The sequence below is a fragment of the Streptomyces sp. B3I8 genome, from assembly GCF_030816915.1.
GTDB lineage: Bacteria > Actinomycetota > Actinomycetes > Streptomycetales > Streptomycetaceae > Streptomyces.
Genome location: NZ_JAUSYN010000002.1, coordinates 3,537,622 through 3,550,851, shown reverse-complemented (window position 1 = coordinate 3,550,851; position 13,230 = coordinate 3,537,622). Strand labels below are relative to the sequence as shown.

Annotated in this window: 11 protein-coding genes; 5 read left to right on the top strand and 6 right to left on the bottom strand. The window is 69.5% G+C overall.

Annotated features, from left to right (window positions below):
- Window positions 1–16: 16 nt before the first annotated feature.
- The 6 genes from gyrB to dnaA form a co-directional block, all read right to left on the bottom strand.
- On the bottom strand, window positions 17–2,104 hold the full coding sequence (gene gyrB, locus QFZ64_RS17885; RefSeq protein WP_307066916.1) for a DNA topoisomerase (ATP-hydrolyzing) subunit B: 2,088 nt from the start codon (window positions 2,102–2,104) through the stop codon (window positions 17–19).
- A gap of 480 nt (window positions 2,105–2,584) precedes the next feature.
- Window positions 2,585–3,208, bottom strand: coding sequence for a DUF721 domain-containing protein (locus QFZ64_RS17880; RefSeq protein WP_307066913.1), 624 nt, complete (start codon window positions 3,206–3,208; stop codon window positions 2,585–2,587).
- Complete coding sequence (gene recF, locus QFZ64_RS17875) at window positions 3,205–4,326, bottom strand: DNA replication/repair protein RecF (RefSeq protein WP_307066912.1); 1,122 nt, start codon at window positions 4,324–4,326, stop codon at window positions 3,205–3,207. The genes QFZ64_RS17880 and recF overlap by 4 nt, the downstream gene beginning before the upstream one ends.
- A gap of 68 nt (window positions 4,327–4,394) precedes the next feature.
- On the bottom strand, window positions 4,395–5,270 hold the full coding sequence (gene gnd / locus QFZ64_RS17870) for a phosphogluconate dehydrogenase (NAD(+)-dependent, decarboxylating) (RefSeq protein WP_307066910.1): 876 nt from the start codon (window positions 5,268–5,270) through the stop codon (window positions 4,395–4,397).
- A 156-nt stretch (window positions 5,271–5,426) separates the two neighbouring features.
- Entirely contained in the window at window positions 5,427–6,557 is a 1,131-nt protein-coding gene (dnaN, locus tag QFZ64_RS17865; RefSeq protein ID WP_307066907.1) for a DNA polymerase III subunit beta, read from the bottom strand.
- Window positions 6,558–7,790: 1,233 nt separating this feature from the next.
- Window positions 7,791–9,872 (bottom strand): chromosomal replication initiator protein DnaA, encoded by a 2,082-nt coding sequence (dnaA, locus tag QFZ64_RS17860; protein WP_373430755.1) that lies wholly within the window; start codon window positions 9,870–9,872, stop codon window positions 7,791–7,793.
- 549 nt (window positions 9,873–10,421) lie between these two features.
- Between dnaA and rpmH the strand changes: the two genes are divergently transcribed.
- The 5 genes from rpmH to QFZ64_RS17835 are packed head-to-tail and all read left to right on the top strand — an operon-like array spanning window position 10,422 to window position 13,174.
- Window positions 10,422–10,559 carry a 50S ribosomal protein L34 gene (gene rpmH / locus QFZ64_RS17855; protein WP_003949374.1) on the top strand — a complete coding sequence of 46 codons (138 nt, stop codon included), beginning with the start codon at window positions 10,422–10,424 and terminating at the stop codon, window positions 10,557–10,559.
- An 18-nt stretch (window positions 10,560–10,577) separates the two neighbouring features.
- Entirely contained in the window at window positions 10,578–10,949 is a 372-nt protein-coding gene (rnpA, locus tag QFZ64_RS17850; protein ID WP_307066902.1) for a ribonuclease P protein component, read from the top strand.
- The gene (gene yidD / locus QFZ64_RS17845; protein ID WP_307066900.1) at window positions 10,946–11,302 is read left to right on the top strand and encodes a membrane protein insertion efficiency factor YidD; all 357 of its coding nucleotides are present in this window, start codon (window positions 10,946–10,948) and stop codon (window positions 11,300–11,302) included. The genes rnpA and yidD overlap by 4 nt, the downstream gene beginning before the upstream one ends.
- A 3-nt stretch (window positions 11,303–11,305) precedes the next feature.
- The gene (gene yidC, locus QFZ64_RS17840; protein WP_307066898.1) at window positions 11,306–12,646 is read left to right on the top strand and encodes a membrane protein insertase YidC; all 1,341 of its coding nucleotides are present in this window, start codon (window positions 11,306–11,308) and stop codon (window positions 12,644–12,646) included.
- Window positions 12,647–12,661: 15 nt separating this feature from the next.
- Window positions 12,662–13,174 carry a R3H domain-containing nucleic acid-binding protein gene (locus QFZ64_RS17835; protein WP_307066896.1) on the top strand — a complete coding sequence of 171 codons (513 nt, stop codon included), beginning with the start codon at window positions 12,662–12,664 and terminating at the stop codon, window positions 13,172–13,174.
- The last annotated feature ends 56 nt before the right edge of the window (window positions 13,175–13,230 follow it).

The following is a 13,230-nucleotide window of genomic DNA, read 5'->3' as shown; positions in this document are numbered from 1 at the left end:
GTCAGCTGAGACCGACTCAGATGTCGAGGAAGCGGACGTCCTTGGCGTTGCGCTGGATGAACGCGCGACGGGCCTCGACGTCCTCGCCCATGAGGACGGAGAAGAGGTCGTCCGCCTGGGCGGCGTCGTCGAGGGTGACCTGGCCGAGGACGCGGTGGTCGACGTCCATGGTGGTGATCCGCAGTTCCTCGGCGTTCATCTCGCCCAGGCCCTTGAAGCGCTGGATCGAGTCGTCGCGCACGCGCTTGCCATTGTTGCGGCCGAGCTCGATCAGCGCGTCGCGCTCGCGGTCCGAGTAGGCGTACTCGAAGTCGTCCCGGCCCCACTTGATCTTGAACAGCGGGGGACGGGAGAGGAACACGTGTCCGGCCTCGACGAGCGGCCGCATGAAGCGGAACAGGAAGGTCAGCAGCAGGGTGTTGATGTGCTGGCCGTCGACGTCGGCGTCCGCCATCAGAATGATCTTGTGATAGCGGAGCTTCTCGATGTCGAAGTCCTCGTGCACACCCGTGCCGAAGGCGGAGATCAGTGCCTGGATCTCCTGGTTCTGCAGGATCTTGTCGATCCGCGCCTTCTCGACGTTGAGGATCTTGCCGCGGATCGGGAGGATCGCCTGGTACTCCGGGTTCCGGCCGGACTTGGCCGAGCCGCCGGCGGAGTCGCCCTCGACGATGAAGATCTCGCACTTGGTCGGGTCGTTGGACTGGCAGTCCGACAGCTTGCCCGGCAGGGACGCCGATTCGAGCAGTCCCTTGCGGCGGGTCAGGTCGCGCGCCTTGCGGGCCGCCACGCGGGCGGTGGCCGCCTGGATGGACTTGCGGATGATGTCCGCGGCCTCGTTGGGGTTACGGTCCAGCCAGTCGGTCAGGTGTTCGTGCACGACCTTCTGCACGAACGTCTTCGCCTCGGTGTTGCCCAGCTTCGTCTTCGTCTGGCCCTCGAACTGGGGCTCGCCCAGCTTGACCGAGATGATCGCGGTGAGACCCTCGCGGATGTCGTCGCCCGTGAGGTTGTCGTCCTTCTCGCGCAGCAGCTTCTTGTCGCGCGCGTACCGGTTGATCAGAGCGGTGAGCGCCGCACGGAAGCCCTCCTCGTGCGTACCGCCCTCATGGGTGTGGATGGTGTTGGCGAAGGAGTACACGCCCTCGCTGTAGCCGTTGTTCCACTGCATCGCGACCTCGACGGACAGCATCCTGTCCTTGTCCTCGGCCTCGATGTCGATCACGGAGGGGTGGACGATGTCGCCCTTGCGCGCGTTCAGGTACTTCACGAAGTCGACGATGCCGCCCTCGTAGTGGTACGTGACGGACTTGACCTCATCCTTCTCGTCGGCGCCCGCCTCGTCCGCCCCGGCCGTGGCCTTGGCCGACTCGCGCTCGTCCGTGAGACGGATCGTCAGACCCTTGTTGAGGAACGCCATCTCCTGGAAGCGGCGCGACAGCGTCTCGAACGAGTACTCGGTCGTCTCGAAGATGTCGCCGTCGGCCCAGAAGGTGACCGCGGTGCCGGTCTCCTCGGTCGCCTCGTTCTTGACGAGCGGCGCCGTCGGCACACCCAGCTTGTAGTCCTGTGTCCAGCGGTGACCGTCCGTCCTGACCTCGACGGCGACCTTGGTGGACAGCGCGTTCACCACGGAGACGCCCACACCGTGCAGACCGCCGGAAACCGCGTAGCCGCCCCCGCCGAACTTCCCGCCCGCGTGAAGGACCGTCAGCACGACCTCCAGGGCCGGCTTGCCCTCGGAGGGGACGATGCCCACGGGGATGCCACGGCCGTTGTCGACGACCCGGACGCCGCCGTCGGCGAGGATCGTGACGTCGATGGTGTCCGCGTGACCGGCCAGCGCCTCGTCCACGGAGTTGTCCACGACCTCGTACACCAGGTGGTGCAGACCGCGCTCACCGGTCGAACCGATGTACATGCCAGGTCGCTTGCGGACCGCGTCGAGACCTTCGAGGACGGTGATGGCGCTGGCGTCGTACGCGGGCGACACCTCGCTGCCGGAGGAGATCGGACCCGGGTCGTGCGCGCCGGCGTCGGTGGACGGGATGTTCTCGTTGGGGTTGCCGGAATCGGCCACGAAGCGCCCTTTCTGGCACAGCACAAGCCAAACTCGCGGCGGGTGACCGGAGCGGCTGCGGCATGTTGCGTTGGTAAGCCTTGCTCAGCGTTGCTCGGTGTGCTCGGTGTGTGTCCCACAAGTGGGGCGGGATTGCTTCCAGTCTACCGGTAGCGCCGACACTGATGGGGGTTTGCCGGTACCTGGGTTCGCATGTGCCGCCCTCAACCGGGCTCGGACTACTCCCCATATTCGGAGCGGGGCCCCAAGAGGCTCACAGCGGCACTCAGCGCTTCCGGGTGTCAACCCTCCGCAAGAGGGCGCGCAGAGCGTCGTTCGCAGCCGCGTGCGCTCCGCCATACCTGCTCTGACGTGCACTTATGCCACTTCGGTGGGGGGTTGTGGAGGACGCGTGGCAGCCGGTGCGCGCCCGCGGACCGCTCCGCCGACGCAGGGCGCCCGAGCGGGCGTGCGAAAAGCGGGCGGAAGCGCGACGCACACCCGCTCGGGAAGACGTGACGCAGCTCACCCGTAGGTGTCGCCGGGGCCGGTGCTCCCGGGGGCCCTGAGCGGCCCGTAACGGCGTGCGGGACCGCCCGGGCCCTGCACCTTGATCAGCCGGACTGCGCCCTGGCCGAGGTCCTGGTTGAGGCGGGCCACCAGCTGAGGGGCGAGCAACCGCAGGTTGGTCGCCCACGCCGTGGAGTCGCACCGCACGGTCAGCACCCGCTCGTCCTCGTCGTACTTCTCCGGGTCGCAGTGCCGGGCCAGTTCCTCGCCGACGATCGCCGGCCAGCGGCCCATCACCCCGCCCACCGCGGCGGGCGTCTCCCAGCCCCGCTCGGTGATCAGCCGGTTGATGGCGGCGCCGAGCGCCAGGGGGTCGCGGCCGTCCCGGCGCGCGCCGGAACGCGCGCCGCCCTGGCGCCGGTTGCCGCGCCGCTGCTGCGCCGCCGCCTCGCCCCGGGCGCGGGCCTGTTCCTTCGCGGCGCGCAGGGCGACACGGGCGAGGTCCACGCCGGAGGGCTCGGGGGTCGCGCCCGGGGCACGGCCGGGTTGCGCGCCGGGGGTGCCACCCGGCTGTGCGCCCGGCCGCGTGTCAGGTGAGCCGCCGGGCCGCGCGCCGGGGGTGGGTTCGTCCGTCGTCATGCGCGCTCCACCGTTCCCCCGGCCACGGCGTACCGCGCCCCCGCCAGTACGTCCGGTACGTCGTCGTCGACCGCGGCGGTCACCAGCACCTGCTCGCCGGGCGCGACCAGTTCGGCCAGCCGCTCGCGGCGCCGGACGTCCAGCTCGGCGAAGACGTCGTCCAGGACGAGCACCGGTTCGTTGCCCTCGGCCCGCAGCAGGTCGTACGAGGCCAGCCGCAGCGCCAGCGCGTACGACCAGGACTCGCCGTGCGAGGCGTACCCCTTGGCGGGCAGCCGGCCGAGCTTGAGGAGCAGATCGTCGCGGTGCGGTCCGACGAGCGTCACGCCCCGCTCGATCTCCTGCTTGCGCGCGTCGGCGAGCGCCGCCAGGAGCTGTTCGTGCAGGTCCTCGCGGGTGTGCGCCTCGCCGGGCGCCGACGGCTTGTACTCCAGGCCGACCGGGCCGCCACCGGGCGCGAGCTGCTCGTACGCCTTGTCGGTGAGCGGGCGCAGCGCGGCGATCAGGTCCAACCGCCGGGCGAGCAGCTCGGCGCCCACGCGGGCCAGGTGCTGGTCCCACACGTCGAGCGTGGACAGGTCCAGCGAGCGGCCGCCGTGCCGCCGGGCCAGCGCGGCCGACTTCAGCAGGGTGTTGCGCTGCTTGAGCACCCGGTCGTAGTCCGAGCGCACCCCGGCCATGCGCGGCGAACGGGCGGTGATCAGCTCGTCCAGGAAGCGCCGGCGCTCCCCGGGGTCGCCCTTGACCAGGGCCAGGTCCTCGGGCGCGAACAGCACGGTCCGTACGATGCCGAGCACGTCCCGGGGCCTTACCTGCGAGGACCGGTTGATGCGGGCGCGGTTGGCCCGGCCCGGGTTGAGCTCCAGCTCGACGAGCTGCTGCCGCTCGCCCTGCCGGACCTGCGCGCGCACGATCGCCCGCTCGGCGCCCATGCGCACCAGGGGCGCGTCGGAGGAGACGCGGTGGGAGCCGAGCGTGGCGAGGTAGCCGACGGCCTCGACCAAATTGGTCTTGCCCTGGCCGTTGGGGCCGACGAACGCCGTGACGCCCGGGTCGAGCGGGACCTCCACGTGCGCGTAGGAGCGGAAGTCGGCCAGCGACAGATGCGTGACGTGCATGGTCGTTCGCCGACCTCCCCAGCCTTCGGGTACTGCTTGTTCCGGGTCCGACGCCTGTGGCGGCGGGGTTACTTCTTCTCCACCGCGTGGCCGCCGAACTGGTTGCGCAGCGCGGCGATCATCTTCATCTGCGGTGAGTCCTCCTGCCGGGAGGAGAAACGCGCGAACAGCGAGGCGGTGATCGCGGGCAGCGGCACGGCGTTGTCGATGGCGGCCTCCACGGTCCACCGGCCCTCGCCGGAGTCCTGCGCGTACCCCTTCAGGCCCTCCAGGTGCTCGTCGCCGTCGAGGGCGTCGACCGCGAGGTCGAGCAGCCAGGAGCGGATGACGGTGCCCTCCTGCCAGGAGCGGAAGACCTCGCGCACGTCCGTGACCGAGTCGACCTTCTCCAGCAGCTCCCAGCCCTCGGCGTAGGCCTGCATCATGGCGTACTCGATGCCGTTGTGAACCATCTTGGCGAAGTGGCCGGCGCCGACCTTGCCCGCGTGCACCGCGCCGAAGTCGCCCTCCGGCTTGAGCGCCTCGAAGACGGGCCGCACCCGGTCGACGTGCTCGGTCTCGCCGCCGTACATCAGCGCGTAGCCGTTCTCCAGTCCCCAGACGCCGCCGGAAACACCGCAGTCGACGAAGCCGATGTCCTTGGCGGCCAGTTCCGCGGCGTGCTTCTCGTCGTCCGTCCAGCGGGAGTTGCCGCCGTCCACGACCACGTCTCCGGCGTCGAGCAGTTCGGCCAGCTCGTCGATCGTGGACTGGGTGGGGGCTCCGGCCGGGACCATCACCCAGACCACCCGCGGGGCCTGCAGCTTGCCCACGAGCTCCGAGAGGCTGTGGACATCGGCGACGTCCGGGTTGCGGTCGTACCCGATGACGGTGTGACCGGCACGGCGTATGCGCTCGCGCATGTTGCCGCCCATCTTGCCGAGGCCGACGAGACCGAGCTCCATCAGTTGTTTTCCTTAGGTTGCGACGTGGCGGGGAGGCACTCGCGTGCCCACGTCCGAGCCTAAACCCGGACGCGCCCGCACATCCGTGGGCATACGCGCTCAGACGTACGCCGCCACCTGGGGTTTCGCCGCCGGAGCCGGTCCTCGGGGCCGGGCTCAGCCGCTCAGCCGCACCGGCATGATCAGGTACTTGTACGCCTCGTCCGCCTCCGCGTCCACGGCCGGCTTGCCACTGAGCAGGGCCGGCTTGGTGGACGTCGTGAACGACAGCTGGGCGACCGGGGAGTCGATCGCGCTCAAGCCGTCCAGCAGGAACGTCGGGTTGAAGGCGATCGAGATGTCGTCGCCCTCGAGCTGGGCGTCGACCCTTTCCACAGCTTGTGCGTCGTCGCTGGAGCCGGCCTCCAGGATCAGCACACCCTGCTCGAAGCTCAGCCGCACCGGGGTGTTCCGCTCGGCGACCAGGGCGACGCGCTTGACGGCCTCCACGAAGGGGGCGGTCTCGATCACGGCGACGCTGTTGAACTCCGTCGGGAACAGCGTCTTGTACTTCGGGAGGTCGCCCTCCAGCAGCCGCGTGGTCGTACGGCGGCCCGCGCCCTCGAAGCCGATCAGGCCCTCGCCCGCGCCCGAGCCCGACAGCGCCAGGATGACCTGGTCACCACTGGTGAGCGCTTTGGCGGTGTCCTGGAGCGTCTTGGCGGGCACCAGGGCGACCGCGGAGATGTCCGGGTTCTCCGGCTTCCACAGGAACTCGCGGACCGCGAAGCGGTAGCGGTCGGTGGACGCCAGCGTCACCGAGTCGCCCTCGATCTCGATGCGCACGCCGGTGAGGACGGGCAGCGTGTCGTCGCGGCCGGCCGCGGTGGCCACCTGCTGCACGGCGGAGGCGAACACCTCGCCCGGGACCGTGCCCGTGGCGTTGGGCATCTGCGGCAGCGACGGGTACTCCTCCACAGGCAGGGTGTGGAGTGTGAAGCGCGAGGAACCGCACACCACCGTCGCCCGTACACCGTCTGTGGAAATCTCCACCGGCCGGTTGGGGAGGGCACGCGAGATGTCGGCGAGCAGGCGGCCCGAGACGAGGACCGTGCCCTCCTCCTCGACCTCCGCCTCCACCGACACGCGGGCGGAGACCTCGTAGTCGAAACTGGACAGGCTCAGCGCCCCGTCCTCCGCCTTGAGCAGCAGGCCGGCGAGGACCGGCGCCGGCGGACGGGCCGGGAGGCTGCGCGCCGCCCAGGCCACTGCCTCCGCGAGTACGTCGCGTTCCACCCGGATCTTCACCGTAAGCCGCCTCCTGCTGTTGCCGGCGTCTGTCGCCCTGCTGGCCTTCGTCTGTTCGCGGTGTCCTCGACCCCTCGGCGGGGAAGGACACCGGGACCAGTCTGACGCACGGCACTGACAGTAGGTGCCCGTCGGGGTCAAGTCGTGACGAGGGGCGGTCGGGCAGCCGAGGGGCAGTTGTGCACAGGACCCACTTCGAAACGGATTCCTCGCTCTAACTGGTTGGAAGTAGTAGTAGGGGCTGTGGATACCGTGGATAACCCCGTTTTCCCAGCTCAGGGCAGGAATTTTATCCACTGACCCTGTGGGTGGGGCCCGTGGACAACCTGGGGTCTCTGTGGAGAACAGAAAGTTCTGCACACCCCGTACACAGGAAGAGGGGACTTCTCCCCAGATGCGTCCCCAGTTTTAGCCGGGTTTCCCACAGCCCGACCCGGCAGCTTCGTGTGACCTGTTTCACTCGACACGGTGAGAGCGGCCCTCGGCTTGCCGAACAGTGGACAAGGGTGTGGAGAAGCCCCCTTTTGCTGGGGAAAACACGCTCCCACCTGTGGGTTTCCCGTGGACAACCGTGTCCACGGCCTGTGGACTCCCGCTCTGTCCACAGCCTGTGGATATCCTTCGTCCACGGATCCACAGGGTACTGACCTGCGGAGATCCACTTCGCGCCGGATCGCCTGTGGACACAGTAGGGACAACTTCCCGGTCCCCAGGGTGTGGACGCAAAAAACCCGCCCAATCTGTGGAGGAAGGCCGTAACCCCCGCCCCAATTCGAACACCGGGGGAGCGGCTGGGGGCGTGGGTGCTTCGACCGGTGGGGCCTCAGGGCGCGGACGCGGCGGGGCCGTGGGCCGCGTGAAGGGTGGCGGGGCCGTGCCGCGTGGGGGCGGGTCTGTGTGGCCCGGTTGCGGGGCGCTTCTCCAGGGGGCTCGGGCGGCGGAGCCCCCTCCCCCGGGAGTCCAGGGGGCGGAGCCCCCTCGGGGCCGCCCTGTGACGGGCCTGGGGACGAAGCCCCTCACGTCTGCCGGGGTGCGGGGGGCGCAGCACCCGGCCGGGTCACCCGCCCGGGGTCCAAGGGGCGGAGCCCCTGGGGGACGGGAAGGGGAGGGGCGGCGGGGGCGCATCACCTCCCCCGATCAGGACCGGACGCCCCGCGCTACGGGCGCAGAAGGGGGGCGCCCCCGGGAACCAGCTGTCCCGGGGGCGCCCCCACCCGCCGCCGTCAGCCAGCGTCAGTCCCCGTTCTTGATCCGGTTGGTCAGCTCGGTGACCTGGTTGTAGATCGACCGTCGCTCGGCCATCAACGCACGGATCTTGCGGTCGGCGTGCATCACCGTCGTATGGTCACGGCCACCGAACTGCGCACCGATCTTCGGCAGGGAGAGATCCGTCAGCTCCCGGCACAGGTACATCGCGATCTGCCGGGCCGTCACCAGCGCACGGCCGCGCGAGGTCCCGCACAGATCCTCCACGGTGAGGCCGAAGTACGCCGCCGTCGCCGCCATGATGGCCGGGGCCGTGATCTCCGGGGCCGTGTCCTCGCCGCCCGGGATCAGGTCCTTGAGGACGATCTCGGTCAGGCCCAGGTCGACCGGCTGCCGGTTGAGGGACGCGAACGCCGTCACCCGGATCAGCGCGCCCTCCAGCTCGCGGATGTTGCGCGAGATGCGGGAGGCGATGAACTCCAGTACCTCGGGCGGGGCGTTGAGCTGCTCCTGGACCGCCTTCTTGCGCAGGATCGCGATGCGCGTCTCCAGCTCGGGGGGCTGGACGTCGGTGATCAGGCCCCACTCGAAGCGGTTGCGCAGCCGGTCCTCCAGAGTGACGAGCTGCTTGGGCGGCCGGTCGGAGGAGAGCACGATCTGCTTGTTGGCGTTGTGGAGCGTGTTGAAGGTGTGGAAGAACTCTTCCTGCGTCGACTCCTTGTCCGCGAGGAACTGGATGTCGTCGACGAGGAGGATGTCCATCTCCCGGTACCGCTTGCGGAAGCTGTCGCCCTTGCCGTCGCGGATGGAGTTGATGAACTCGTTGGTGAACTCCTCCGAGCTGACGTACCGCACGCGCGTGCCCGGGTACAGGCTCCGCGCGTAGTGCCCGATGGCGTGCAGCAGGTGCGTCTTGCCGAGCCCCGACTCCCCGTAGATGAACAGCGGGTTGTACGCCTTCGCCGGCGCCTCGGCGACGGCCACCGCGGCCGCGTGCGCGAAGCGGTTGGACGCGCCGATGACGAAGGTGTCGAACAGGTATTTGGGATTCAGGCGGGCGGTGGGCTCGCCCGGCCCGGTCGCCGGGGCCGGCTGGGCCGCGAGCGGGCCGGGGGCTCCGGTGGTGGGCAGGTGCGGACCGACGGGCCCGCCGCGGTGTACATGGCCGGCGCCGGGCGACTGGTCGGGCAGCTCGCGGCGCTGGCCGTAGTCGGGGCGCTGCTGCTCGTGGTCGGGCCGGGGCTGGTCGTACTCGCCGCGCGGGGCGTCGTACTCCGGCCGCTGCGGCTCGTAGGACGGGCGGTCCAGCGACTGGGCGCGGTAGTCCGGGGACGGCGAGGCGTAGGGGTCGCGCTCGGGGAAGCCGAGCCGCTGCTGCTGCCAGCCGTAATCGTCCTGCGGACGGGGCCAGGCGCCGGGCTCGGGGCGCTGGTACTCGGCGGGGTACGCGGGGCGGGCGGTCGGCAGTTGGTCGCCGGGCCCGCCACCGGTGTGGTGGTCGGGGCGGGGGGCCGGCCGGTGGTCGTCGGCGCGGTGGCGGCCGTAGCCCTCGTATTCATTACGGCTGTCGCGCGCATCACGTGAGTCACGCGTGTCACGTGAGTCCCGACTGTCGCGTGCGTCACGGGTGTCGCGCCCGTGCGGCTCGTAGCCGTCGCGGCCGCGGGCCTCGTACCCCTCGCGGCCGGCGCGGTTGTCGCGCCCGTCCCGGCCGTCGCGGTTGTCCCTGCCGTCGTAGGGTTCGCGCCCCGGTGCCTCGTAGTCGTAGGTGTCCCGGGTGTCCCGGGTGTCCCGGGTGTCCCGGGTGTCCCGCTTCGCGCCGTCGTAGGGCTCCCGGCCGCGGTCCTCGTAGGAGTCCCGCCCGCGGTCGTCGTACGCCTCATGGTTCTGCGGGGCGGGGAGTTCGGGCTCCTCGTACCGTGCCGGGGCGGCGGGCTGCGGGGTCGCGGGCTCCCCGGAGGCCGCGTCCACCGTGATCGCGATGCGGATCGGACGACCGCACTCGCGGCTCAGGGTCTCGCTGACGACGGGCGCGAGCCGGCCCTCCAGAACGTTCTTCGCGAACTCGTTCGGCACGGCGAGCAGGGCCGTGTCGGCGACCAGCGCCAGCGGCTGGCAGCGCCGGATCCAGTGTTCGTCCTTGGTCTCGACGCCCTGGCCGCGGCCCTCTCCGAGGAGTTGCTCCAGTACTCGTGGCCACACTGCGGCAAGATCGGCAGGTACGTCAGCCACAGGGCACGCTCTCTCACGGGTCCCACGAACGTGTGGTTCGGAGACGGATCGGTTTTGCGACTCGGTCGGCCGGGGGCCGCGGGGCCACGCCGGGTGAACGGCGGGAGAAGGGAACGAATCGACAGTCCGGTCACGGTAGTCAGCGTGGCCCGTACGGTTCAAGTTGTTGTCCCCAGCCTGTGGACAGTGTCCCCGAGGGCAGCCGGGTTTGACCCGATGGCGCCGCCGCGCGTACCGTAACCAGGTCGAGTTGTCGATGGCTGCTGCCGCCTGCCTCCGATGGGCATAGATCACCCACAGCGCTCCCACCAGGACGTCTGTAGTGATCGGGAGCGGTGCACTCGGGCGTAATGCGAGCTACTCGTGGGCGCACGGTGACAGCCAGGCGACACCCGCCATCCTTCGATTCATTACTGGAGCCCCCGAGTGAGCAAGCGCACCTTCCAGCCGAACAACCGTCGTCGCGCGAAGACCCACGGCTTCCGGCTGCGGATGCGTACCCGTGCCGGCCGCGCCATCCTGGCGTCCCGCCGCGGCAAGGGTCGCGCCCGACTGTCCGCCTGATCGCGAACAGGTCATGACGTGCTGCCCACCGAGAACCGGCTGAGGCGGCGCGAGGACTTCGCGACCGCGGTACGCCGAGGACGTCGGGCCGGACGCCCGCTACTCGTCGTCCATCTTCGCAGCGGTGTCACGGACCCGCACGCGCCTGGGGAGAGCGCTCCTCGGACGCGTGCGGGTTTCGTCGTGAGCAAAGCAGTGGGTGGAGCGGTCGTGCGGAACAAAGTGAAGCGCAGGCTTCGCCATCTGATGCGCGACCGGATCGACCTCGTGCCCACCGGTAGCCTGGTAGTCGTACGAGCGTTGCCCGGTGCGGGTGACGCCGACCACTCACAGCTGGCCCGAGACCTGGATGCCGCTCTGGGACGGCTCCTGGGAGGGGGCGCGCGATGAAGTACCCGCTGCTTGCGTTGATCAAGGTGTACCAGTGGACGATCAGTCCGCTGCTCGGCCCGGTCTGCAAGTACTACCCGTCGTGCTCGCACTATGGCTACACGGCTGTCGATCGGCACGGTGCACTCAAAGGGACGGCACTGACCGCCTGGCGCATCCTGCGGTGCAACCCGTGGTCGCTCGGCGGTGTGGACCACGTTCCCGAACGCAAGCGTCCGCGGTGGCACCAGATGCTGCGCAACGCATGGCGCGCACGCAAGGGCGGGCCCTCCGCCGCCGGACCGGCCATCGAGGGGCACCTCGTCTCCTCGAGCCCGGCCGCGAAGACCTCGTCCCATGCCCAAGGAGCATGATTAGTGGACACGATTGCCGGCTTTTTCAGCTTCATCACGACACCCGTCTCCTGGGTCATCGTCCAGTTCCACACGGTGTACGGCGCGATTTTCGGCGCCGACACGGGCTGGGCCTGGGGCCTGTCCATCGTGTCCCTGGTGATCCTCATCCGTATCTGCCTGATCCCGCTCTTCGTGAAGCAGATCAAGGCGACCCGGGCCATGCAGACGCTGCAGCCCGAGATGAAGAAGATCCAGGAGCGCTACAAGAGCGACAAGCAGCGTCAGTCCGAAGAGATGATGAAGCTGTACAAGGAGACGGGTACCAACCCGCTCTCCTCGTGCCTTCCCATCCTGGCGCAGTCGCCGTTCTTCTTCGCCCTCTACCACGTGCTCAACGGCATCGCGACGGGCAAGACGATCGGCGTCATCAACGACGACCTGCTCGCCAGCGCTCGTAAGGCGCACATCTTCGGCGCCCCGCTCGCGGCGAAGTTCATGGACAGCTCGGACAAGGTCGAGGCGCTCGGCGCCACGCTGACCGATGTCCGCGTCGTCACGGCGATCATGATCGTCCTGATGTCGTTCTCGCAGTTCTACACGCAGCGCCAGCTGATGACGAAGAACGTCGACACGACGGTCAAGACCCCGTTCATGCAGCAGCAGAAGATGCTGATGTACGTCTTCCCCGTGATGTTCGCCGTCTTCGGCATCAACTTCCCGGTCGGTGTCCTCGTCTACTGGCTGACCACCAACGTGTGGACCATGGGCCAGCAGATGTACGTCATCCGCAACAACCCCACCCCGGGTTCCAAGGCGCAGGCGGCCTATCTGGAGCGGCTGCACAAGCACGTCCTGAACCACGGCGGGACCCGCAACAAGCGTGAGCGCACGATCGTCAAGGCGATCGTCGCCAAGGGCCGCGACCGCAACGAGTTCGAGCGCAAGTTCATCAACGGCCTGACCAAGGCCGGACTCGCCGCTCAGGCCGACGGCAATGTGGTGAAGGGCGAGGGTTCGGTCGCCACCCTGACCGCCGAGGACGGTACGGCCACGACCGCCGCCGCTCCCAAGCGTCAGCAGCCCAAGCGGCAGTCCAAGTCCCAGCGGCAGTCGGCTGCCGGTGCGAAGACGGCCGGCGACTCGACCGGGTCCGCTTCGACCGGCTCCTCGGAGTCCGGCTCCACGGCCTCGGACGCGTCGGAGCCGACCTCGCTGACCAAGTCCGAGCAGCCGAAGGACGCCTCCCAGCCCACGGCCCGGAAGGCGACCACTCCGAAGTCCGGCTCCGGGGGCCGCAGCAAGGCCCAGTCCGGGCAGCGCAAGGGCGGCCCACAGCGGCCCAAGTCCCCGTCCAAGAAGTAAGAAGGAGTCCATCCCGTGACGGAAGGCACCACCTCCGCCGCTGCCGAGGGCGTAGACACCCTGACCCGCCTGGAGCAGGAAGGTGAGATCGCCGCGGACTACCTCGAAGGTCTGCTCGACATCGCCGACCTCGACGGTGACATCGACATGGATGTCGAGGCGGACCGCGCCGCTGTCTCGATCATCAGCGACACCGCAAGCCGTGAGCTGCAGAAGCTGGTCGGCCGGGACGGCGAGGTGCTCGAGGCACTGCAGGAGCTCACGCGCCTGGCCGTGCACCGGGAAACCGGTGACCGCAGCCGACTGATGCTGGACATCGTGGGCTACCGTGCGCGCAAGCGCGCCGAACTCTCGGAGCTGGGCGCCAAGGCGGCGGCCGAGGTCAAGAGCAGTGGCGAGGCCGTGAAGATGAAGCCGATGACGCCCTTCGAGCGCAAGGTGGTGCACGACGCGGTCAAGGCCGCCGGGCTGCGCAGCGAGTCCGAGGGCGAGGAGCCGCAGCGTTTCGTCGTCGTGCTGCCTGCCTGACCCGGTACGTACGTCCCTCCGGCCCCGTCTGTTGCGCAGACGGGGCCGGACTTTGT

Bases quoted from the DNA above. Each gene is read 5' to 3' on its own strand.
- yidD (WP_307066900.1), top strand. From the start codon at position 10,946: ATGAAGTACCCGCTGCTTGCGTTGATCAAGGTGTACCAGTGGACGATC.
- recF (WP_307066912.1), bottom strand. From the start codon at position 4,326: ATGCACGTCACGCATCTGTCGCTGGCCGACTTCCGCTCCTACGCGCAC.
- QFZ64_RS17880 (WP_307066913.1), bottom strand. From the start codon at position 3,208: ATGACGACGGACGAACCCACCCCCGGCGCGCGGCCCGGCGGCTCACCT.
- gnd (WP_307066910.1), bottom strand. From the start codon at position 5,270: ATGGAGCTCGGTCTCGTCGGCCTCGGCAAGATGGGCGGCAACATGCGC.